We start from the raw sequence: 22447 nt of genomic DNA, 5'->3' as shown, positions 1-22447 counted from the left end.
AATCACGCCAACACAATGATCAAATTATATGAGTAGTTTTCAACACGGCTTTTGCGCTGGCGCAAAAACGCCGTATATCCTTAAAGCGCAATGGCGGCTTCTTACCCTGAAAGATCAAAGTTAATGTCTTGGTGAATGGCCGGGCGCCCAGGATTGCAACCAAAAATGAACAAATAAATTACAGGTAGCTTACACGCAAGCGCGCGGCTTCTCCATGCAAGGCCGTGATTTCGGGATACATAAACAGCACGCTTAGACAGTTAGCGAGTTTACCGGCAAACGCAGCGCAGAAGGCAGAGAAAAGAGAGGGAAATGCGTGGGGATGGAGAGAAAGAAACAGGGCGCGGCACACGCCCTGCCCGCTTCGCGCTAGCGGCGCGCCAGCAATAGGCCGAACACCAACCCCACGGTGGCGCCGATGCCCACGCTTTGCCAAGGCTTCTCGTGCACGTAGAAATCCGCGCGCAAAGCGGCATCTTTGGCACGCGCGCAGTACGATTCCGAGACGCTTTCCAGCCGTGTTCTTACCTCTTGCAGCGCCTGCTCGGCATGGGATTTGATATCGACATAGGCCTGATCGGCACGATCGCCGGAATACGCCAAAACCTCTTCCAGCGTGTCAGACAGCATTTTCAGATCGTCATCAAGGGTAGTTTGATCGTCGTCCGTATTTTTCGACATTTTCGTTTCCTCCGCCGTTAGAAAATTCACCATGCCCCTAACTATAGGAACAAACCCCGTTTGCCGCCATGAGACTTTTGGCACACCGGGTTGAACGCCAGACGCTATACGGCGACAGACATCCCGCCATCGACAAACAGCAGTTGACCGTTAACAAAATTAGCCGCGCCGGAGGCCAGGAACACCGCCGCACCGATCAGTTCCGCCGGATCGCCCCAACGGGCCGCCGGCGTGCGTTTGGTCAGCCAGCCGGTAAATGCCGGATCGTCCGCCAGCGCCTGCGTCATTTCCGTTTTGAAATACCCCGGCGCGATGCCGTTTACCTGGATATTGTAACGCGCCAGTTCCACGCACATGCCGCGCGTCAGCATTTTCACCGCGCCTTTTGACGCCGCATACGGCGTGATGGTGTCGCGCCCAAGCTCGCTTTGCATCGAACCGATGTTGATTATCTTGCCACGCCGGCGCTGCACCATATGGCGTGCGACCGCCTGTGACACCACGAATACCGCCTTCTGGTTAACCGCGATGATTTCGTCCCATTCGCTTTCCGGAAAATCGATAAACGGGTGGCGGCGTTGGATACCGGCGTTATTGATCAGCACGTCAATCGGGCCAAGATCCGCCTCAACTTGTGCAATCGCCTGGTGGATAGCCTGCGAATCGGTAACGTCGAACGCCACCGCTTCGGCCTGCAGGCCCTCGCTGCGCAGGGCGTTCACCGCACGCTCGGCGCTTTCCGCCCTGGTGGCGTTCACCAGGATCTGCGCGCCGCGTTGCCCCAGCCCTTTAGCCAACAGGAAACCGATGCCGCGTGAAGAACCGGTGATAAGTATTCTTTTGTTTTCCAACGAAAATAACGGATCCATAATGCCCCCCAGCCAATGCCCTGTAACGAAAATATCGTCATGCGATAGCGTCTCTGTAGCATAGCTTACGCCCTGCCGGTGCCCTTATGGTGGTTGTTGCTCGCAAAAAAAACAGCGTGCAAGCACGCTGAAAATGATACACAACAACACCAGGGAAAACGCTCGCCATACTGCGCGGGGTTATCAGCGCGGAAAGTCTGCGCGCATCGCCCACAGGCCCAACCCCAAACACACTACGGCATTAACCAAAAATAGCAGATTGACCGCCAGACTCAGGCTGACATGGTCAATAACCAGCCCCAACAGGATAGGCACCCAGTTGGCAATGTAAGCAATCACGTAAAACAGCGATACCAGCCGCGCATGGCTTGCCGCGGGGGATATCAGGTTCACCAGCATGGCGCTGCCGACAAAAACCGCGCCGTAGGCATAACCGGCGATCGCCATCCCCACGGCCGCCATGCCCAGTGAGTGAAACGCCAGCGCAACGGCAAACACCGCGACCGACAGCGCCTGCGCCAGGCAGCCGAGCATCAGCGAGTAACGGGCATTTGCCCGGCGGCTCAGCAGTTGGCTGATGCCGGCAATCACCAGATACACGGCAATCACATAGCCAAACACCCCGCGGCTATGCATGCCTAACAACGTCTCCGCCACGCTGGGCCCGATCACCAGCATACTGGCAGCAAGCACCCAGCAGAAAAACAGCGCGCCGGCACACAGGAAAAACTTACCGCCGGTGGCCCGCAGGCCCTCGGCCAGCGCCCCGCGCGCGGGCAGCGATTTATGCGTTGCCGCCGTACTCACCACCGCAGCGGCGGCAGGCACAGGTGGCCAGCGCAACACCACGCCGATCAGCGCCACCGCAGCGATCACCATAATGATAGCAAACGGCAGCGAGGTGGTATAAAAACCGGTTTGCAACGCAATGCCGCTGAAAATCGGCCCCAGTGCCAGGCCGGCAGTAAACGATAAGGTGGCAATCAACGCCGCCGTTTTGCCCCCGTCCTGCGGGCCAAAGCGCATCAGCGCGATATTGGCAGCGCCGGTCAGCGCCCCGGTGCCAATGCCGGCCAGCAAACGCGCCATCAGCATCATCACCAACGAATCCGCCATGGCGAACAGCAAAGCGCCGCCCAACACGGCCAGCAGCGCTGGCACAATCATGATACGCAGGTCTTTAACCCGGCCCGCCAGGTTGCCCACGCTAAACAGTGAAATGAGCACGCCAGCGGCATAGGCGCCATAAATAACCGTCAGGCTAACCGACGAAAGCCCCAGTTCCCGTTGGTAAAGCGGATACAACGGCGACGGCGCGCTGCTGTTAAGCAATGCGGCCATTAACGCCAGGGCCAAAAACAGCAATACCGCAAAATGCGACGTGCGCGGCCCTATTTTTAGGGCCTTTTCAACAGCAATACCTGCCGGCATCGATTCTCTCCCGAAACAATAAGGCACCAACCTTAAATAAATGTGTCACCCTGAAAGGAATTTCTAATAAGGGAACACAGTTATCTTACTGCCCGGGTATAAGGCAAAACATCACCAGAAATGCATCACGGTGATTCATTAATGCATCCCGACGGGAAAGGCCAGCCAATCAGGCAACCACGCGCGCATTTAATAACCAATTCAGTGCAATCAACAACGTATGAACTTATTTTGGCGACTAAGCCGGCAAAAGGCCAGCCCAACAGATGAATCAATCGGGAATAATAATATAAGAGAACGGACTAAGAGATGCCGTACAATTTGTGGTTACCTTTCACTGCGCACAAGAAACAGCGCGGGAAAGCATTACAGCGGCAATTGCCTTTTTTCCATCTCGGCACGATAGAGCGCATAAAATTCGCCCTGCATCCTAACAAAGGATTTATAGAAAATACCGAAGATCAGAATGGGTATCAGGCGCTGATCTTTTTTCTTTTTATAAGAATGGTAAAATTTTGTAACTTTCTTATCGCTCATTTTCCCTGAACTCAGACGGCGCTGGAGTAGTTTTTTTGATAGCGCCGTTATTCCACGCACATAAAGCCCCAAAATTAAATATACCCTTCATACTTCAAGTTGCAGGTGTGTTGGCTTTCCTCGCTCACCCCAGTCACTTACTGGAGTAAGCTCCTGGGGATTCACTGCGTTGCCGCCTTCCTGCAACTCGAATTATTTTGGGTATAAACACTCACAACAATAACCACTAAAATAGCGATCTGCGCAATAGCATTTAACATTCCCGCATCCTTTAAAAATGAAAACGGAATGTATTGTAAGCGCCTGCAATATACCGAACAAAGGAAAAGGTCAGGTTTTGATTATGGAGTATACACTGCCAGAGAAGTAACGTAGCGGCTTTAACGTCATTTGTCACATACGCTATTTTTTAATACACTAACGAATTGAAAAATATGAAAATAACCGCATAAAGAGATATAACGGCATGCAGTTAAGATTAATCTCAAAAACATGCCGTACATTTCATTCTTTATTCAAAATATTAAATGCTCCCTTTGACCGGCATTACTTTCACACGCCCTGTCTCACTGCTTTATGGTGATGGTTTTGGCCTTCCTGGCCGGAGCCCGCCTTAAAATAGCCAATGCCCCCGACAATATAATCAGCGCCATACCCGCCGCCGCGATATAAGACAGACTTTCGTCAAAGATCAGATACCCCAATAGCGTAGAGAAAATAATCGTGCTGTATGACAGGATGCTGACAATCACTGGGTTGCCGCTGCCGTAGGCCCGCGTCATGCTGATTTGCGCCAGGCTGCCAAACAAACCAATGGCGCACACACAGAGGAAGGTGCCGGCATCAAGGGCGGAAAAGCCAACCGTGGTCGCCATCACCACCCCAACCAACGTGCCAACCAGCGAAAAATAAAATACCACGCGCAGTTCTGGCTCACCGCTGCGCACCAGTTTCCCGACGTTGAAATAGGCCAGCGCAGTCAGCAGGCCGGCTGACAGGCCGATAAGGGTGGCGGCATATTCACCGTGTGGCATATCCGGCCGCAGCAGCACGATGATGCCGAGAAAGCCAAGCAATACCGAAAAGAGCAGTTTGCCCGTCAACTGCCCCTTCGCGGTGATAAAGGTGATGACCGACTGGAAAATGGGATTGGTATAGCCCAACGTCGTGGCAGTGGCGATCGGTAGGTGAATCAACGCATAAAACCCGCAGTACATCGCCACATTACCGATCGCCGCGCGTTGCATGTGCAGCCCCAGCTTGCGGGTACGAAAGCCGATATTCTTTATCTTGATCAGCGCCGCAACGATCAAGACATTGATAAACGAACGGTAGAAAATGATTTCGAAGAAACCGACTTTAGCCGAGGCCAATTTAATGCTGGCGCCCATTAGCGCGAAAAACGCGCTGGCGACCACCATCCATAACGCAACCATGATTTCCCTTAAATACCACCCAAGCAGGCATTTTTTATTTATGATAACGGGGCACAAACGCCTCCCAGCGCCACGCCCGGCGTGAAGCATCAGCCAGGCAAACAACATCTGCATCTTCGCGCCATTCAGCGCAGAACACAATATCCCTTGGCAGGCCAACCGCCGTTTTCCCCGTCACTTTCGGCATAAAAAATGCCAGCCGGTAAAACCAGGCTGGCACGTTACGCTTGAGCCGGCGAGCGGCGATCAGAACATCGGCTGTGCCAACTGAACCAGGCTAATCAGCGGCTGCGGGTAGAGCCCCAAAAACAGCACCAGCGCCGCAGAGATCAGCACCACGACGCCACCGGCCGTCAACGCCCAGTTGTTTGGCGTATCACGCACCGGTGTTTCCGGTGCGCTAAGGTACAGGCTCACCGTGACACGCAGATAATAATACAGGCCGATCGCACTGCCCACCACCACGGCACCGGTCAACCACCACTGGTGTGCGCTTACGCCGGTGGCGATAACAAAGAACTTACCGATAAAGCCCAGCGTCATCGGGATCCCTGCCAACGACAGCATCATCACCGTCATGACCGCCGACAGTACCGGCTTGTGCCAGAACAGCCCGCGATAAGCGAACAGAGAGTCGGCGTCCGGGCCACGGTACGGGCTGGACATCAGGCTGACCACGCCAAAGGCCCCCAGGCTGCTGAACAGGTAACCGGCCAGGTATACGCCGACGGTTTCCAGCGACAGCTGGTGGGTTTGTACCGCCACCAGCGCCACCAGCAGATAGCCCAGATGCGCAATGGAGGAGTAACCCAGCAAACGCTTGATGTTGGTCTGGCTGATCGCCATCAGGTTGCCGAACAGGATCGAGCAGAAGGCAATGATCGCCAGTACCATCCGCAACGCATCGCTATCCGCCGCCGGGGCGTACAGGAACAGGCGCATCACCACCGCAAAAATGGCGATCTTGCTGGCGGTCGCCAGGAAGGTGGAAACCGGTGCCGGCGCCCCCTGATACACATCGGGCGTCCACAGTTGGAACGGCACCAATGACAGCTTAAAGCCCAGGCCGACGATCATCATGCCCATACCCGCCAGAATCAACGGCTGGTGCAGCATGTTCTCGCTCAGGCTTTTACCGAGCATCGCCAGCGACAAATCGCCGGATTCCGCATACAGCAGCGCCATACCGAACAACAGGAAGCTGGACGCCGCCGCAGACAGCAGCATGTATTTGATGGCTGCTTCCAGCGAACGTTTCTGGCGGTAGGCATAGCCCACCAGCCCGAACAGCGGCAGCGAAATCAGCTCAATACCAATGAACAGCGAAGCCAGGTGATTGGCGCTCGCCAGCAGGATACCGCCCATCGCGGCAATCAGCACCAGCAGGTAGAACTCTTCACGGTTGTCCGGATACCCCACCAGCCACGGGTAGGCGAAGGTACAGGTTGCCAGGCTGGCCATCAACACCAGGCCGGTGTAGAGCATGGAATAACCGTCAACCCGCAGCAGCGGGGTCACATCCATCGGGCCTGCCTGGCCGACAAAGTAAAGTGAAAGCAGCGCCAGGTTGAGGCCAACCACTGCCAGCGTGGCGTTGATAAAGTGGTCGCGTCGCCACGCAATGCTTAGCATCACAACCACCACCGTCAATCCGACGATCAACAGCGGTAATAGTGCGATCAGTTGTTGAGGAGTTATTGTCATGGCGAATTACGGCCTTGTTGTTGAAATTGCAGAAACTGACGAACCAAACCAATGTTGCACGTTGCTCATCGCCGTGGCCGAGGTATCCAGAATCGGCTGCGGGAAGAACCCGAGCAGCACCAACAATACCGCCAGCAGCAGAATGATGAACAATTCCCGCGCGGTCATGCCCGGCAACGGCTGTTCGGATTTCGGCGCGCCATAGTAGGCACGCTGCATCATGATCAGCGAATAAACTGAAGCGAACACCAGGCCGAAGGTAGATATCACGGTAATGACCGGCACAACCTGGAAGCTGCCGAACAGGATCATGAATTCACCGACGAAGTTACCGGTGCCCGGCATCCCCAACGTTGCCACGGCGAAGAACAGCGATAGCGCCGGCAGATACTTGATACGGCCCCACAGCCCGCCCATTTGGCGCATGTCGCGGGTGTGCAGGCGCTCGTAAAGCTGGCCGCAGATAATGAACATCCCGGCCGCCGACAGGCCGTGGGCAATCATCTGGATCACCGCACCCTGATAGGCCAGTTGGCTGCCGGTGTAGATGGCGATCAGCACAAACCCCATGTGGGAAACCGAGGTGTAGGCAATCAGGCGTTTGATGTCGGTTTGGGCAAAGGCCATCCAGGCGCCGTAGAAAATCCCCACCACGCCCAGCCACATGGCGATCGGCGCAAACTCATGGGATGCGTTCGGGAACAGCGGCAGGCTAAAGCGCAACAGGCCGTAGGCCGCAGTTTTCAGCAGGATCCCCGCCAGGTCGACCGAGCCGGCGGTTGGCGCCTGGCTGTGGGCGTCCGGCAGCCAACCGTGCAACGGCACAACCGGCATTTTCACCGCAAAGGCGATGAAGAAGCCCAGCATCAGCAGGTATTCCACATGGTGCGACATCGGCGTGCTTAGCAGATCCTCATAGTTGAAGGTCCACACGCCGGTGTTGTTATAGTGCACAAACACCAGGCCCAAAATGGCAATCAGCATCACCAAGCCGCTGGCCTGGGTATAGATGAAGAATTTGGTCGCGGCGCTAATACGTGTTTTACCGTCCGATGCCTTATGGCCCCACAGGGCAATCAGGAAGTACATCGGCACCAGCATCATTTCCCAGAAGAAGAAGAACAGGAACATGTCGATGGCAAGAAACACGCCGATGACACCACCCAGGATCCACAGCAAGTTGAGGTGGAAGAACCCCTGGTATTTCTGGATCTCATTCCAGGAGCACAGGATCGCCAGCACGCCCAGCAGCCCGGTCAAGACCACCATCAGCAGCGACAGGCCGTCCAGCGCCAGATGAATGGAAATACCAAAGCGCGGGATCCACGGCAGAACAAATGTTTCCTGCCACTGCGGAATACCCTGCGGCGTGGTCAACGTATAGCCGCCCTGCAGCCACAGCAGCAGCGAGAGCACCAGTGTCAGCCCCATGGCAATCAAGGCGATCCAGCGTGGCATCTTCGTGCCAAAGCGCTCGCACTGCCAGCACAGCAGGCCGCCAATAAAGGGGAGAAGAATTAGCCAAGGTAATAGCATGGCGTTTTGTGTCCCTTATCTGAATAATCTAAAGTCTGTATCAGGCCCCTGCTCACCAAGGGCCAAACCCAAAATGCGTTTGTTTAAATTATTCGTTAAACCCAAATCAACAGCGCCAAGACGACCACTGCACCCACACCCATCGATGCGATATACCACCGCACCTGACCATTCTCCGATACCGTCAGGCCACGATTCCCGAAGCGGGCGAACACGGCTGGCAGATTCATCAGGCGGTCCAGCGGATCGCGCTGCAGCAAACGGGCGATTCCCAGATACGGCCTGACGAACAGTTTGTCGTACAACCAGTCAAAGCCCCAGGCATGGAACCACCAGACGGAGAAGAAACGGCCCGGCGCGCTAGCCGCCACGCTATTGACCAGGCTACGTTTGCCGAGCCACAAGACGGCCGCCAGCACGATGCCGATAATGGCGACGATGCCGGAGGTGATTTCCAACGTCAGCATGGAACCGTGCGCCAGCTCGGCCCTTTCCGGCAGCACCCCTTGCAATGGCGGCACAATCAGCGCCCCGACAAAGGTGGACAACACCAGCAGAACCAGCAGCGGCAGGTGGTGGGTAATCCCCCGCCCCGCGTGCGCTTTGATTTTTTCTTCGCCATGGAACACGATGAAAATCATCCGGAAGGTGTACAGCGACGTCATAAACGCGCCGATCAGCCCCGCCAGCATCAGGTTGATATGGCCGTTGGCCATCGCCCCCGCCAGAATTTCATCCTTACTGAAGAAGCCGGCGGTAATCAGCGGCAGCGCCGACAGCGCCGCGCCCCCCACCAGGAAGCACACGTAGACCAGCGGAATGCTCTTGCGCAGGCCGCCCATTTTGAAAATGTTCTGCTCGTGGTGGCAGGCCAGAATCACCGAACCGGAAGACAGGAACAGCAGCGCTTTGAAGAACGCGTGCGTCATCAGGTGGAAAATCGCCGCGTCCCACGCCTGCACGCCCAGCGCCAGGAACATATAGCCGATCTGGCTCATGGTGGAATAGGCAAGCACGCGTTTGATGTCGGTTTGCACCAGCGCGGCAAAGCCGGCCAGCAGCAAGGTCACCGCCCCAACGATCCCCACCAGGTGCAGCACTTCCGGCGCCATCAGGAACAGGCCATGCGTACGGGCGATCAGGTAAACGCCCGCGGTCACCATGGTGGCGGCGTGGATCAACGCGGACACCGGCGTTGGGCCGGCCATCGCGTCCGCCAGCCAGGTTTGCAGCGGCAACTGGGCAGATTTACCCACCGCCCCGCCCAGCAGCATCAGCGCCGCCCAGGTGATGGCCGGATCGCCCACTGCCAGTTTTTGCGGCGCCAGCACTATCAGCTCACGGAAGTTCAGCGTGCCCAGCTCGTGGTAGAGAATGAACAGTGCGAAGGCCAGGAACACATCACCGACGCGGGTGACGATAAACGCCTTCATGGCCGCCGCGCCGTTGTGCGGATCTTTGTAATAGAAGCCGATCAACAGATAGCTGCACAGGCCCACGCCTTCCCAGCCCAGGTACATCAGCAACAGGTTATCCGCCAGTACCAATACCACCATGCTGGCGATAAACAGGTTGGTGTAGGCAAAGAAACGCGAATAGCCTTCTTCGCCGCGCATGTACCAGGAAGCGAACATGTGGATGAAGAAGCCGACGCCGGTCACAACCCCCAGCATCGTCAGCGACAGGCCATCCAGCGCCAGGTTAAAGCCGATATTGAAGTTGCCGACGGCCATCCAGTTCCACAGGCTTTGCTCGAACACCTGCGCGCCGGTGGCTTGTTGACCAAGAAAACCGATGGCCACAAACACCGTTACCAGTGCCGCCAAGCCGACGGAACCCACGCCGATGGTCGCCGATGTGTTTTCGGACCAGCGGCCGCGGGAGAATGCCAACAGCAGAAACCCGATCAGCGGTAGCAGAATAGTTAAATATAATAGGTTCATCCGCGCATCTCACTGACTGTATCAATATTCAGGGTGTGACGGCGACGGTAAAGCTGGAGCAGCAGCGCCAGGCCAATGCTGGCTTCGGCCGCCGCCAGGCTGATCGCCAGGATATACATCACCTGCCCGTCCGCCTGGCCCCAGTAGCTTCCCGCCACGATAAACGCCAACGCCGCGGCGTTAATCATCACTTCAAGGCTGATCAGCATAAACAGCAGGTTGCGGCGCACCAGCAGCCCGGTCAGCCCAAGCACAAACAGAATCGCCGCCAGGATCAAACCATGTTGGAGAGGGATCATGCTTGTTCCTCCGATTTTCTTCTCGCCATTTCGCCACCGGCGGTGGCATTGCTCAATACCTCGCCCGGTTTGTGTTCACGGCCAATGTGGAAGGCAACAACCAACCCCGCCAACAGCAGCATTGAGGCCAGTTCAACCGCCAGCACGTAAGGGCCGAACAGGCTGATCCCCACCGCTTTGGCATCCACCATATCGCCGCTGATGCCCTGATCGGACACGCTGCGAATGGCCACAATCAATACCGCCAACAGCAACAGCGACAGCACGCCGGGGCCGATCCAGACCACCGGCCGCAGCCATTCGCGTTCCTGCTGCTGCACCGCACTGCCCAGGTTCAGCATCATCACCACGAACACGAACAGCACCATAATGGCGCCCGCGTAGACGATGATTTCCAGCGCGCCGGCAAAATAGGCGCCCAGCGAGAAAAAGACTGCCGCAATCGCCAGTAATGAAACGATCAGGTACAGCAGCGCATGCACAGGGTTGGTGTGCGTAATCACGCGAAGCGTCGCGAGAACCGCAATCAGACCTGCCAGATAAAAGGCAATTTCCATGCTCAGCTTGCTCCTTAGGGCAATAGACCTTTGACGTCAATCGGCTTGGCTTCGTTTTCGGCTTCGCCTTTGGCTTTGCCGTCAATCGCCATACCGGCCATCCGGTAGAAGTTATATTCCGGATATTTACCCGGACCCGAGATCAACAAATCCGTCTTTTCATACACCAGATCCTGGCGTTTGAATTCCCCCATCTCAAAATCCGGCGTGAGCTGGATGGCCGTCGTCGGGCAGGCTTCCTCGCACAGCCCGCAGAAAATGCAGCGTGAGAAGTTGATGCGGAAAAATTCCGGATACCAGCGGCCGTCTTTCATCTCGGCCTTTTGCAGCGAGATGCAGCCTACCGGGCACGCTACCGCACACAGGTTACAGGCAACGCATCGCTCCTCGCCGTCCGGATCGCGCGTGAGCACGATACGGCCGCGGTAACGCGGCGGCAGATAAACCGGTTCTTCCGGATACATGCGGGTTTCACGTTTGGCAAAGGCATGCAGGCCAATCATCCAAATGCTGCGCACCTGGGTGGCGAAACCAACCACTAACTCTTTCAATGTCATGGTTCATTCACCCCTTTAATTCGCGTTATACAAAATGACCGCGGCGGTCGCCAGCAGGTTCAGCAGCGTTAACGGCAGGCAGATCTTCCAGCCGAAGGCCATCACTTGGTCATAGCGCGGGCGCGGCAGCGCGGCGCGGATCAGAATGAACATCATCATGAAGAACGCCGTTTTCAGCGCAAACCAGATAAACGGCGGCAGGAACGGGCCATGCCAGCCGCCAAAGAACAGCGTCACAATCAGGGCCGAAACGGTCACGATACCGATGTATTCCCCGACGAAGAACAGGCCGAACTTCATGCCGGAATATTCAATATGGTAACCGTCCGCCAGCTCCTGTTCCGCTTCCGGTTGGTCAAACGGGTGGCGGTGGCACACCGCAACGCCGGCGATGGCAAAGGTCAGGAAGCCGAAGAACTGCGGGATCACATTCCACAGGTGCGCCTGCGACTCCACTATCGCCTGCATATTGAAGGAGCCGGCCTGCGCCACCACGCCCATCAGCGACAGCCCGATGAACACTTCATAGCTCAGGGTTTGCGCCGAAGCACGCATTGCCCCCAACAGCGAGTATTTGTTATTGCTTGACCAGCCGGCAAACAGCACGGCATACACTGCCAGGCCCGCCATCATCAGGAAGAACAAAATACCAATGTTAAGATCGGACACCGCCCAGGTCGGGCTGACCGGCACAATGGCAAACGACAGCAACAAAGAGGTGAAGGCGATCATCGGCGCCAGGGTGAAAATCACCCGGTCAGAGAACGCCGGCACCCAATCCTCTTTGAAGAACATTTTGATCATATCGGCGACCAGCTGCAGGGAACCGCCCCAGCCGACACGGTTTGGCCCGTAACGGTTCTGGAACAGCCCGAGCAGACGGCGTTCGCCAAAGCTCATGAATGCCCCGCAGGTCACCACGACCAACAGAATGACTACCGCTTTCAGGATGGCGATCAGAATGGCGATCACCTCAGGGGTTAACCAGCTCATCGTGCCGCCTCCCGCAGATTCTCAACCTTCGTCCCTACCAGCACCGGCGGGATCCCCGGCAGCCCCAACGGCAGGCCAAGCTGGCCCGGCGCAAGGCCTTCGCTCAGGCGCACCGGCAGGCGCAACTGCTGGCCGGCGCAGTTAAACTCCACCATCGCGCCAGCGTTAACGCCCAGCTGTGCCGCGTCCGCCGGATTAACCGCCACGTAGGCCTGCGGCATACGCTGCTGAATCACCGGGGAACGCTGCGACATCTCATCGCTGCCGAACAGGTGGTAATACGGCGCCACGCGCCAACCCTCGGCGTTGAACGCGGCCGGCACCTGGGTGAAATAATCCAGGCTGCCCTCCCCCGCTTCAATCAGCCGCACGCCCGGATCGCCATGGCGCAGCTTGCCGCCCACTTCGGCCTGGAATTTGTTCCAGGCTTGCGGTGAGTTCCAGCCTGGCGCCCAGGCGAATGGGATCTGCTGGCGGTCGGCCAGCGGGCTGTTGTTCCCTTCCATCGAGAAAGCAAACATCGTGTCTTTATCCTGCGGCTGGCGCGGCTCGTGCACGCTGATATTCGCGCGCATCGCCGTGCGGCCGCTGTAACGGTGCGGTGAACGCGCCAGCTTCTGGCCGCGAATGCGGAACGTGGCGTCCGGCGCGGCATCCACCATACCTTTCAACTGCGGCAGCGCCTCGGCGCAGGCATCGATCACATGATCGAGCTGCGTCCAGTCGACCTGGCGGCTGGTATAGGTGGAGTGCAGCGAGTGCAGCCAGCGCCAGCTTTCCAGCATAATGCTGCGCACGTTTTTCCCGGCATCGTCGTAGTAGGCGGGATCGTACACCTGGAAGAAGCGTTGAGCGCGGCCTTCCTGGTTAATCAGGGTGCCGTCGCTTTCAGCAAAGCTGGCCGCAGACAGGATTAAATCGGCCTTTTCCATAATGGCGGTGCGTTGATGATCGGCCACGATCAGGTTATTGACCTGCGCCAGCGCGGCATCCACCTTCTCCGCTGGCGCATGGCGGTACAGATCGTTTTCCATCACGATCGCCGTATCAGCGCTACCCTCGGCCAACAGCGCCAGAGCGTCGTCAAGCGCCCCGCCGCCCATCATGGCCAGGCCCATACTGTTGGCGGCGCTGGCGACGAAGGTGATGCCAACGTCAACTCCGCGCCCTTTCAGCGCTTTGGCGATATTGGCGGCGGCTTCGATAATCGCTTCGCTGCCGGCGTTGCTGCCGGTCACGATCAGCGGTTTCTGCGCACCGGCCAGCGCCTGCACGATAACGTCGATTTTCTTATCCAGCCCGGCGGCCAGATCGCTGACGGCCGGCGCCACCGCATCCAGCGCATGGGCGATGGCGAAGCCCAGCCGAGCCTGCTCATCCACCGGCGCCCGGTAGTTCCAGGCCGCAATGTCGTCCAGGCGGGTGTTATCCACGTTGGTGACGAACAGCGGGTGCTTGGCGTGCTGGCCGATGTTCTGCACCGCCGCAATCTGCCAGTCGGCGACGCGCTGCGCCGCCGCCATCGCCCGGGCTTTGCCTTTCACTGCCTGGCGCACCGCCAACGCAATGCGCGCGCCGGTTTGGGTCAGATCTTCGCCCAGGATCAGCACGGCGTCGTAGCTTTCGATTTCGCGCAGGGCCGGGGTATAAACGCCGCTGTTTTGCAGCACGTTCAGCATCAGCGCCAGCCGGCGCTGTTCGGCGCTGGCGATACCGGTGTAGAAGTTTTCCGCCCCGACCAGTTCACGCAGCGCAAAGTTGCTTTCCAGGCTGGCGCGCGGCGAGCCGATACCGATGGTCTTCTTCGCCTGGCGCAGAATGTCCGCCGCCCCCTGCATCGCTTGCTCGGCGTTCAGCGTGATCCAATCTTCGCCGCGGCGCTGCTGCGGCTGGCGCGGACGGTCTTTCAGGTTGACGTAGCCGTAACCGAAACGCCCGCGATCGCACAGGAAGTAGTGGTTAACGCTGCCGTTGTAGCGGTTTTCGATGCGGCGCAGCTCGCCATAGCGCTCGCCCGGGCTGGTATTACAGCCGATGCTGCACTGCTGGCAGATGCTGGGCGCAAACTGCATGTCCCATTTGCGGTTGTAGCGTTCGGAATGGGTTTTGTCGGTGAACACGCCGGTCGGGCACACTTCCACCAGGTTGCCGGAAAACTCGCTTTCCAGCACGCCGCTTTCCGGGCGGCCGAAGTAGACGTTGTCGTGGGCGCCGTAAACGCCAAAATCCGTGCCGTCGGCATAATCTTTGTAATAGCGCACGCAGCGGTAACAGGCGATGCAACGGTTCATTTCGTGGGAAATGAACGGCCCCAGTTCCTGGTTCTGGTGGGTGCGTTTGGTAAAGCGATAACGGCGGAAACTGTGCCCGGTCATTACCGTCATATCCTGCAGGTGGCAGTTGCCGCCTTCTTCACACACCGGGCAATCGTGCGGGTGGTTGGTCATCAGCCACTCAACCACGCTTTCACGGAACTGTTTCGCTTCGGCATCGTCGATGGAAATAAAGGTACCATCGGCTGCCGGCGTCATACAGGACATCACCAAACGGCCGCGCGTATCTTCCGCGTTTTGATATTGCTTCACCGCACATTGGCGGCAAGCGCCGACGCTGCCGAGCGCCGGGTGCCAGCAAAAGTAAGGAATATCAAGGCCAAGAGAGAGACAAGCCTGCAACAGGTTGTCTGCTCCGTCGACGTCGTATTCTTTGCCGTCTACATGAATCGTAGCCATAGTCAGCATGCTTCCAAGTGGCCTGCCTTACGACAGGCGTTAATCAAAAATTCGGCCGTGCAAGGCGCGCTCAGCGCGCCCGGAAGCGGCTGTTTACCAGCGTTGCTTCAGCAAGTTGTTCGGCTGAATACCGCCGATCGCATGTGCATTGCTAAAGTGCTGCACGGCGATGCCCGCTTCGAACTCGTCACGGAAATATTTAATTGCGCTTTGCAGTGGCTCTACGGCACCTGGCGCGTGGGCGCAGAAGGTTTTGCCCGGGCCCAGGAAGCGGCAAAGCTGCTCAAGGGTTTCGATATCCCCGGGTTGCCCTTCGCCTTTTTCCAGCGCCCGCAGGATCTTGACGCTCCACGGCAGGCCGTCGCGGCACGGCGTACACCAGCCGCAGGATTCACGGGCGAAAAACTCTTCCAGATTACGCACCAACGACACCATGCCGATTTCGTGATCCACCGCCATGGCCAACGCCGTCCCCAGACGGCTGCCGGCTTTGCCGATGTGCTCGAAATCCATTGGCAGATCGAGGTGATCCGCCGTCAGGAAGTCGGTGCCGGCGCCGCCCGGCTGCCAGGCTTTGAACTTCAGGCCGTCGCGCATACCGCCGGCGTAATCTTCCAGAATTTCGCGCGCCGTGGTGCCAAACGGCAGTTCCCAGACGCCGGGGTTTTTCACCCGGCCGGAGAATCCCATCAGCTTGGTGCCGGCATCGTTGCTTTTGCCGGCGGAAATCCCCTGGTACCACTCCACGCCGTTAGCCAGGATGGCCGGCACGTTGCACAGGGTTTCTACGTTGTTGACGCAGGTCGGTTTGCCCCACACGCCGGCAGAGGCCGGGAACGGCGGTTTGGAGCGCGGGTTGGCGCGGCGCCCTTCCAGCGAGTTGATCAGCGCGGTTTCTTCGCCGCAGATGTAACGGCCGGCGCCAGTGTGAACAAACAGCTCCAGATCAAAGCCGCTGCCCAGGATGTTTTTACCCAGGAAGCCCGCTTCGGTGGCTTCGGCGATGGCGCGGCGCAGATGTTTGGCCGCCTCCACGTATTCACCGCGCAGGAAGATGTAGCCGCGGTAGGCCTTCAGCGCGAAGGCGGAGATCAACATGCCTTCCACCAACAGGTGTGGCAGTTGCTCCATCAGCAGACGGTCTTTATAGGTGCCCGGCTCCATTTCATCAGCGTTACACAGCAGGTAACGGATGTTCATGGATTCGTCTTTCGGCATCAGGCTCCATTTCAAGCCGGTGGAGAACCCTGCACCACCACGGCCTTTCAGGCCGGCGTCTTTCACCTGATTGACGATCTCTTCCGGCGCCAAGCCCTTGAGCGCTTTTTCCGCCCCGGCATAACCGTTTTTGCTGCGGTACTCATCCAGCCACACCGGCTGGTGATCGTCGCGCAGCCGCCAGGTCAGCGGGTGCATTTCGGCAGTACGTTTGATATCAATCATTTATACCGCTCCAATAGTTCGACCACGTTTTCCGGCGTCAGATGAGCATGGGTATCCTCATCGATCATCATATTCGGGCCTTTGTCGCAGTTCCCCAGGCAGCAGGTCGGTAGCAGCGTAAACCGGCCGTCAAAGGTGGTTTGCCCTGGCTTGATGTTGAGCTTTTTCTCCAGCGCGGCCTGAATGCCCTGATAACCGTTGATGTGGCAAACCACGCTGTCGCAGTAGCGGATGACGTGGCGCCCCACCGGCTGGCGGAAAATCTGGCTATAGAACGTGGCCACGCCTTCGACATCGCTGGCCGGGATACCCAGCACATCGGCGATGGCGTATATCGCGCCGTCCGGCACCCAACCGTGTTTTTTCTGCACGATCTTCAAGGCTTCAATCGACGCGGCGCGCGGATCTTCGTAATGGTGCTTTTCCTGCTCTATCGCATCACGTTCTTCAGCGCTCAGCGCAAAGGCCTCGGTGCCGTGCGGCAAAGGCGCGGCATCAATCGGCTCTGGCGCATCGTGACTCACGTGAGTATCTTTTTGAGAGTGCATAGTTAGCGGTCCACATCTGACATGACAAAATCGATACTACCCAGATAAACGATCAGGTCGGAAACCAGGCTGCCGCGGATCACCGCTGGGATTTGCTGCAAATGCGCAAAGCTCGGCGTGCGTACCCGGGTGCGATAGCTCATGGTGCTGCCGTCGCTGGTCAGGTAGTAGCTGTTGATCCCTTTCGTGGCTTCAACCATCTGGAATGATTCGTTCGCCGGCATCACCGGCCCCCAGGAAACCTGCAGGAAGTGGGTAATCAGCGTTTCAATGTGCTGCAGCGTGCGCTCTTTCGGCGGCGGCGTCGTCAACGGATGATCGGCCTTGAACGGCCCTTCCGGCATGTTGTTCAGGCACTGTTCAAGAATACGCAGGCTCTGGCGCAGCTCTTCCACTTTCAACATGACGCGGGTGTAGCAATCGCTGTTGCCATCGCCGATCGGCACGTCAAAATCGAAGTTTTCATAGCCGGAATAAGGCCGCCATTTACGCACGTCGAAGGAAATACCGGTCGCGCGCAAACCAGCGCCGGTAACGCCCCAAGCCAACGCCTCTTTGGCGTTGTAGGAAGCCACGCCAACGGAACGGCCCTTGAGGATGCTGTTCTGCAACGCCGCCTTCACGTAGGAATCCAGGCGCTTCGGCATCCAGTCGAGGAAATCACGCAGCAGGCGATCCCAGCCTTTCGGCAGATCGTGCGCCACGCCGCCGATACGGAACCAGGCCGGGTGCATACGGAACCCGGTGATCGCTTCCACCAGATCGTAGATTTTCTGGCGATCGGTAAAGGCGAAGAACACCGGGGTCATTGCGCCGACGTCCTGGATAAAGGTGCTGATGTACAGCAAGTGGCTGTTGATACGGAACAGCTCCGACAACATCACGCGGATGGTGTTGACGCGATCCGGCACCACGATACCGGCCAGTTTCTCAACCGCCAGCACGTACGGCATTTCGTTGACGCAGCCGCCCAGGTATTCGATGCGATCGGTATAGGGGATGTAGCTGTGCCACGACTGGCGTTCGCCCATTTTCTCGGCGCCGCGGTGGTGGTAGCCGATATCCGGCACGCAGTCGACGATGTCTTCACCGTCCAACTGGAGGATGATTCGGAACGCGCCGTGCGAGGACGGGTGGTTAGGGCCGAGGTTAAGGAACATAAAGTCCTCGTTCTCGGTGCCGCGCTTCATGCCCCACTCTTCCGGTTTGAAGGTCAAGGCCTCCATTTCCAGATCTTCTTTCTGTTTGGTCAACACAAAGGGATCGAATTCCGTGGCGCGCGCTGGGTAGTCCTTGCGTAACGGATGGCCTTCCCAGGTCTTCGGCATCATGATGCGCGTCAGGTGCGGGTGGCCGTCAAAGGTAATGCCGAACATCTCCCAGGTTTCACGCTCATACCAGTTGGCGTTGGGGAAGATTTGGGTCACGGTGGGCACGTGCAGATGTTTTTCCGACAGCGCCACTTTCAGCATGATGTCGCGGTTGCGATCGATGGAGATCAAATGATAGAAAACGGAGAAGTCCGCCGCCGGCAGGCCCTGGCGGTGGGTGCGCAAGCGTTCGTCCATGCCGTGCAGATCGAACAGCATAACGTACGGCTTCGGCAATTTTCTTAAAAACGTCATTACTTCCAGCAGCTGTTCAACCTTCACCCATACCACGGGTATGCCGGTGCGGGTGGGCTGAACAGTAAAGGCTTCCGGCCCAAAACGGTTGCGCAGTTCGCCAATCACCGGATCATCAAGATGATCGCGGGTTTCCCATACAGGACGGGCAGTCTGGGCGTCGTGCGTCGTTAAATCTGTCATAATTTTTTCACCACGTTAAATGGTCATTTTTATTGCAAGCTTAACTGCTCTTGGTTACCGAACCGGCGCAACAAGGTCGGTATTCATCCGCACGCTTAAATCTCGTCGGGCGTGCGAAGGTTAGTCACCGCGATGCGTTCGCCGTGCTTACGTTCCCTTTCAGACTGCATATTGGCGCGGTACACGCCCTGATCGCCGACCACCCATGACAACGGGCGGCGTTCTTTGCCGATGGACTCCTGCAGCAGCAGCAGCGCCTGCATGTAGGCCTCCGGGCGCGGCGGGCAACCGGGGATATACACGTCAACCGGCAGGAATTTGTCGACGCCCTGCACCACGGAATAAATGTCGTACATGCCGCCGGAATTGGCGCAGGCGCCCATTGAGATCACCCATTTCGGCTCCAGCATCTGCTCATACAGGCGCTGAATAACCGGCGCCATCTTGGTAAAGCAGGTGCCGGCCACCACCATGAAATCCGCCTGGCGCGGAGAGGCGCGCAGCACTTCAGCACCGAAGCGCGCCACGTCGTGAACGGCAGTAAAGGAGGTCACCATTTCCACATAGCAACAAGAAAGGCCAAAGTTATAAGGCCAAAGAGAGTTTTTACGCCCCCAGTTCACCATGTCATGCAACGCATGCTCGAGTTTACCCATGTAAACCGTACGGTGAACCTGCTGCTCCAGAGGATCGCTGACGATCTCCTGCTTTTGCAGGGGGTAACGGTCATTCTCACCGTTCGGGTCTATGCGGGTGAGCGTATAGTCCATGTTAATGCCTCGCTGTTACTGCGGATGACTGTTGCTGTTAGTAATGGTGCCTGGTTTGACCTGACGCTTGGAACGTGCCGGCGTCCAGTCCAGCGCGCCAATGCGCACCAGATAAAATAGGCCGGCCAAAAGCACCAGAATGAAGATGGTGGCTTCGACAAAACCCAACCAGCCGCTCTCACGAATAGAGACCGACCAGGCGTACAGGTATAAGGCTTCAACGTCGAAAATAACGAAGAACATGGCGACCAGGTAAAACTTGGCGGAAAGGCGCAAACGCGCCGACCCGACGGAGTCGATCCCTGATTCATAAGGGGTATTTTTGGCACGAGCTCTGGCTCTTCCGCCGAGGAAAAACGCCCCCAGCAGCATGAGGCCGCATAGCCCGATAGCTACGACAAGAAATACGGCAAACGCCCAGTGATGGGCGATAACTTCAGTGGTTGTTGACATACTCTTTGCTTACTCATCAAAAGCGGTGTCGGACATCCTGCTCTTATAGCTGGCAGTTAGCGCATCGCATCGATTCAAGGGAAGGATAAATAACCACAATAAAAAACTGCATTTAGATCACATTAGACAGTGATTTTAATGTGGTTTTTTACTCCTTTTCATAACCTTTTGTCAACTTTAACAAAAGATTCCTCACGTTAATTCACATATATAGCAATTTATTAACACTTAATGCGTCTTGGTTAGGCTAAATCGTGTCAGTCAACGGCGGTATAGCGACCAACAGGAATAAACCAACATTAATATTCAGGTTTTAGTCTAACATTTTCTCAAGAAACCCCCGTGTTTCCACTCACTACCTAGGGGTATTTTTTTGATCCAAGACACGTTTCCAGCAAAAAAACCGCCCCAGCCATGCCAGGCATTGGCAATGCTTATCAATTTTCGCCCAACGCGATGGCGCGAATGAAAATAGCAAAATACCCACACTAACTCCAGGTTTTTACTTGCTTGTCTCATGAATGAAAAACAAACGGAACAGGCGATTAACACCACGAACGGGGAATGTTGCTGGCTGGCAGGCTATAGGCGGGAAATGGGGTTACAGGCATAAAAAATGCCAGCCGGTTTTACCCCGGCTGGCATTCGCGTAATCACGGCTATGTGTTACCAGAAAATAAATCGGGTGTTACTCATCCGCATCGGCGGCGCCGCTATCATCCTTGGTGCCCACATCGGCACTGGTGAAGCTATAGCTATCGTTACCATTTTGCACCGCGCGGAAAATGGCCATTGCCAGCTCATTCTCACACTGCGTGTCCTTGCACAAGACATACTGCGTATCCGGCAACGGCGGCAACCCTTCGGAGGAGCCCAGCACGCGCAGATCCGGGCTCATCATTTCGATCGGCCGGGCTGTCACGCCCAGGCCCGCCTTACATGCCGCACGCACGGCGGAAAGCGTGGAAGCCACATAGGCGATACGCCAGGGGATGCCAGCTTCGTCCAGATGCTTGATCGCCATAGCGCGGAACGGGCTGGGTTCGTCAAGCACCACCAGCGGGATCGGCTCACCCTGCTGATAGCGGTAATCCGCAGAGCAATACCACAGCGTCGGCGACGTGCGCAGCACAATATGTGGGTGCCCTTCGGCATCGACGGTGGTGATGGCAAGATCGACCTCACCGGTTTTCAGCATATCGATCATAAATGGGCTGCGTTTCACCCGCACATCAATCGCCAGCTTGGGATAGACGGACGTCACGCGGTTGAGCAAAAAAGGCAGGATGGTATCGGCAGTATCATCAGACGCGCCAATCGTCAGGACACCCTTGATATTGTTGTACATCAATGAGGCACAGGCTTCATCGTTAAAGCGCAGGATTTTCCTGGCATAACCAAGAAGCTGAATGCCGTGTTCCGTCAACAACTTGTTACGGCCATGGCGGGCAAACAGTTCCTTGCCAACCAATTGCTCTAACCGCTGCATTTGTTGACTGACTGCTGACTGTGTTCGGCACACGGCGACGGCCGCGGCGGCAAAAGTATTTAAATCAGCAACAGCCACAAATGTCCTTAGCAGATCGAGGTCGAGATTAAGTATCGGACGATTTGCATTTGTCATAGTGTGTTCTTCACTTTTTGAATTCTATTAATTTATAAAACTACCCTGGTGTATTTCTAAGACGCCGTTTAAAGGGACGGCGCCAGATATGACAGTACCCCACTCATAAGTGGAGGGCAAAAAAATTACTTATATTTCGTTACCTCCATCGCCTTTTGCGCTAAAACATATCGATATTACTTATCAAATGCCGATACATACACGCTCAAAACCATTAACAATACGTTATCAAAAGGATTTTACGTAGTTGTCTGCCCCTTTTTCCATGCTATTCGTGCGCAACGGCGCCAAAAACCGGATGATCGCCGCACCGGCAGAGATTCTTCAGGCAGCGACAACGAAAAAGGAATCGCCATAACGGCCGGCCAACGCCGCCGATTCAATGAATAACCGTTTACGATCCGGCACACGATAGCGTCTACAGCAATTAATATAACTCTAAATAGTTAAATTATATTAATGTAATTAAGTATTCTCTCATACTTTGCCAGCGAGGACTATAGCGCCGCCTCCAGCCCGCCGCACC

The 22447-nt window shown here is 56.7% G+C and carries 19 protein-coding genes; all 19 read right to left on the bottom strand.

From position 1 onward, the window contains the following. Window positions 1–369 precede the first annotated feature (369 nt). Window positions 370–681, bottom strand: a complete 312-nt coding sequence (gene elaB, locus ACN28Q_RS20270; protein WP_095847989.1) for a stress response protein ElaB — start codon at window positions 679–681, stop codon at window positions 370–372. Between the two features lie 104 nt (window positions 682–785). Further along, a complete protein-coding gene (gene idnO / locus ACN28Q_RS20265) occupies window positions 786–1550 on the bottom strand; it encodes a gluconate 5-dehydrogenase (RefSeq protein WP_095847988.1) in 765 nt (254 codons plus the stop codon). Between the two features lie 183 nt (window positions 1551–1733). Beyond that, window positions 1734–2981, bottom strand: coding sequence for an MFS transporter (locus tag ACN28Q_RS20260; protein WP_095847987.1), 1248 nt, complete (start codon window positions 2979–2981; stop codon window positions 1734–1736). Window positions 2982–3347: 366 nt separating this feature from the next. Further along, window positions 3348–3578: a hypothetical protein gene (locus ACN28Q_RS20255; protein ID WP_131928994.1), complete on the bottom strand. Its 231-nt coding sequence runs from the start codon at window positions 3576–3578 to the stop codon at window positions 3348–3350. A 506-nt stretch (window positions 3579–4084) separates the two neighbouring features. Then, window positions 4085–4954 (bottom strand): DMT family transporter, encoded by an 870-nt coding sequence (locus tag ACN28Q_RS20250; RefSeq protein ID WP_095847986.1) that lies wholly within the window; start codon window positions 4952–4954, stop codon window positions 4085–4087. Window positions 4955–5200: 246 nt separating this feature from the next. Further along, entirely contained in the window at window positions 5201–6658 is a 1458-nt protein-coding gene (gene nuoN / locus ACN28Q_RS20245) for an NADH-quinone oxidoreductase subunit NuoN (RefSeq protein ID WP_095847985.1), read from the bottom strand. A gap of 6 nt (window positions 6659–6664) precedes the next feature. Next, the gene (gene nuoM, locus ACN28Q_RS20240; protein ID WP_095847984.1) at window positions 6665–8194 is read right to left on the bottom strand and encodes an NADH-quinone oxidoreductase subunit M; all 1530 of its coding nucleotides are present in this window, start codon (window positions 8192–8194) and stop codon (window positions 6665–6667) included. 95 nt (window positions 8195–8289) lie between these two features. Next, complete coding sequence (gene nuoL, locus ACN28Q_RS20235) at window positions 8290–10137, bottom strand: NADH-quinone oxidoreductase subunit L (RefSeq protein ID WP_095847983.1); 1848 nt, start codon at window positions 10135–10137, stop codon at window positions 8290–8292. Beyond that, on the bottom strand, window positions 10134–10436 hold the full coding sequence (gene nuoK, locus ACN28Q_RS20230; protein ID WP_004936014.1) for an NADH-quinone oxidoreductase subunit NuoK: 303 nt from the start codon (window positions 10434–10436) through the stop codon (window positions 10134–10136). Before nuoK ends, nuoL begins: the two co-directional genes overlap by 4 nt. Beyond that, the gene (gene nuoJ, locus ACN28Q_RS20225) at window positions 10433–10993 is read right to left on the bottom strand and encodes an NADH-quinone oxidoreductase subunit J (RefSeq protein ID WP_095847982.1); all 561 of its coding nucleotides are present in this window, start codon (window positions 10991–10993) and stop codon (window positions 10433–10435) included. Before nuoJ ends, nuoK begins: the two co-directional genes overlap by 4 nt. A 14-nt stretch (window positions 10994–11007) precedes the next feature. Further along, window positions 11008–11550, bottom strand: a complete 543-nt coding sequence (nuoI, locus tag ACN28Q_RS20220; RefSeq protein WP_095847981.1) for an NADH-quinone oxidoreductase subunit NuoI — start codon at window positions 11548–11550, stop codon at window positions 11008–11010. 15 nt (window positions 11551–11565) lie between these two features. Continuing rightward, window positions 11566–12543, bottom strand: coding sequence for an NADH-quinone oxidoreductase subunit NuoH (nuoH, locus tag ACN28Q_RS20215; RefSeq protein WP_095847980.1), 978 nt, complete (start codon window positions 12541–12543; stop codon window positions 11566–11568). Then, window positions 12540–15275: an NADH-quinone oxidoreductase subunit NuoG gene (nuoG, locus tag ACN28Q_RS20210; protein WP_095849122.1), complete on the bottom strand. Its 2736-nt coding sequence runs from the start codon at window positions 15273–15275 to the stop codon at window positions 12540–12542. Before nuoG ends, nuoH begins: the two co-directional genes overlap by 4 nt. A 93-nt stretch (window positions 15276–15368) precedes the next feature. Continuing rightward, window positions 15369–16718 (bottom strand): NADH-quinone oxidoreductase subunit NuoF, encoded by a 1350-nt coding sequence (nuoF, locus tag ACN28Q_RS20205; RefSeq protein ID WP_095847979.1) that lies wholly within the window; start codon window positions 16716–16718, stop codon window positions 15369–15371. Beyond that, window positions 16715–17266, bottom strand: a complete 552-nt coding sequence (gene nuoE / locus ACN28Q_RS20200; protein ID WP_230469491.1) for an NADH-quinone oxidoreductase subunit NuoE — start codon at window positions 17264–17266, stop codon at window positions 16715–16717. The genes nuoF and nuoE overlap by 4 nt, the downstream gene beginning before the upstream one ends. A gap of 2 nt (window positions 17267–17268) precedes the next feature. Continuing rightward, window positions 17269–19074 carry an NADH-quinone oxidoreductase subunit C/D gene (gene nuoC, locus ACN28Q_RS20195; protein WP_095847978.1) on the bottom strand — a complete coding sequence of 602 codons (1806 nt, stop codon included), beginning with the start codon at window positions 19072–19074 and terminating at the stop codon, window positions 17269–17271. A gap of 95 nt (window positions 19075–19169) precedes the next feature. Next, window positions 19170–19844, bottom strand: coding sequence for a NuoB/complex I 20 kDa subunit family protein (locus ACN28Q_RS20190; RefSeq protein ID WP_095847977.1), 675 nt, complete (start codon window positions 19842–19844; stop codon window positions 19170–19172). 15 nt (window positions 19845–19859) lie between these two features. Beyond that, complete coding sequence (gene nuoA / locus ACN28Q_RS20185; RefSeq protein WP_095847976.1) at window positions 19860–20297, bottom strand: NADH-quinone oxidoreductase subunit NuoA; 438 nt, start codon at window positions 20295–20297, stop codon at window positions 19860–19862. Between the two features lie 688 nt (window positions 20298–20985). Then, window positions 20986–21921, bottom strand: a complete 936-nt coding sequence (gene lrhA, locus ACN28Q_RS20180; RefSeq protein WP_095847975.1) for a transcriptional regulator LrhA — start codon at window positions 21919–21921, stop codon at window positions 20986–20988. Window positions 21922–22447 lie beyond the last annotated feature (526 nt).

The sequence above is a fragment of the Gibbsiella quercinecans genome, assembly GCF_002291425.1.
GTDB classification, from domain to species: domain Bacteria; phylum Pseudomonadota; class Gammaproteobacteria; order Enterobacterales; family Enterobacteriaceae; genus Gibbsiella; species Gibbsiella quercinecans.
Note: the sequence above shows the minus strand (reverse complement) of the source record. Positions and strands in the feature narration are given on the sequence as shown.

Coding starts and splice junctions, on each gene's coding strand:
- elaB (WP_095847989.1), bottom strand. CDS start 681: ATGTCGAAAAATACGGACGACGATCAAACTACCCTTGATGACGATCTG.
- idnO (WP_095847988.1), bottom strand. CDS start 1,550: ATGGATCCGTTATTTTCGTTGGAAAACAAAAGAATACTTATCACCGGT.
- ACN28Q_RS20260 (WP_095847987.1), bottom strand. CDS start 2,981: ATGCCGGCAGGTATTGCTGTTGAAAAGGCCCTAAAAATAGGGCCGCGC.
- ACN28Q_RS20250 (WP_095847986.1), bottom strand. CDS start 4,954: ATGGTTGCGTTATGGATGGTGGTCGCCAGCGCGTTTTTCGCGCTAATG.
- nuoN (WP_095847985.1), bottom strand. CDS start 6,658: ATGACAATAACTCCTCAACAACTGATCGCACTATTACCGCTGTTGATC.
- nuoM (WP_095847984.1), bottom strand. CDS start 8,194: ATGCTATTACCTTGGCTAATTCTTCTCCCCTTTATTGGCGGCCTGCTG.
- nuoL (WP_095847983.1), bottom strand. CDS start 10,137: ATGAACCTATTATATTTAACTATTCTGCTACCGCTGATCGGGTTTCTG.
- nuoK (WP_004936014.1), bottom strand. CDS start 10,436: ATGATCCCTCTCCAACATGGTTTGATCCTGGCGGCGATTCTGTTTGTG.
- nuoJ (WP_095847982.1), bottom strand. CDS start 10,993: ATGGAAATTGCCTTTTATCTGGCAGGTCTGATTGCGGTTCTCGCGACG.
- nuoI (WP_095847981.1), bottom strand. CDS start 11,550: ATGACATTGAAAGAGTTAGTGGTTGGTTTCGCCACCCAGGTGCGCAGC.
- nuoH (WP_095847980.1), bottom strand. CDS start 12,543: ATGAGCTGGTTAACCCCTGAGGTGATCGCCATTCTGATCGCCATCCTG.
- nuoG (WP_095849122.1), bottom strand. CDS start 15,275: ATGGCTACGATTCATGTAGACGGCAAAGAATACGACGTCGACGGAGCA.
- nuoF (WP_095847979.1), bottom strand. CDS start 16,718: ATGATTGATATCAAACGTACTGCCGAAATGCACCCGCTGACCTGGCGG.
- nuoE (WP_230469491.1), bottom strand. CDS start 17,266: ATGCACTCTCAAAAAGATACTCACGTGAGTCACGATGCGCCAGAGCCG.
- nuoC (WP_095847978.1), bottom strand. CDS start 19,074: ATGACAGATTTAACGACGCACGACGCCCAGACTGCCCGTCCTGTATGG.
- ACN28Q_RS20190 (WP_095847977.1), bottom strand. CDS start 19,844: ATGGACTATACGCTCACCCGCATAGACCCGAACGGTGAGAATGACCGT.
- nuoA (WP_095847976.1), bottom strand. CDS start 20,297: ATGTCAACAACCACTGAAGTTATCGCCCATCACTGGGCGTTTGCCGTA.
- lrhA (WP_095847975.1), bottom strand. CDS start 21,921: ATGACAAATGCAAATCGTCCGATACTTAATCTCGACCTCGATCTGCTA.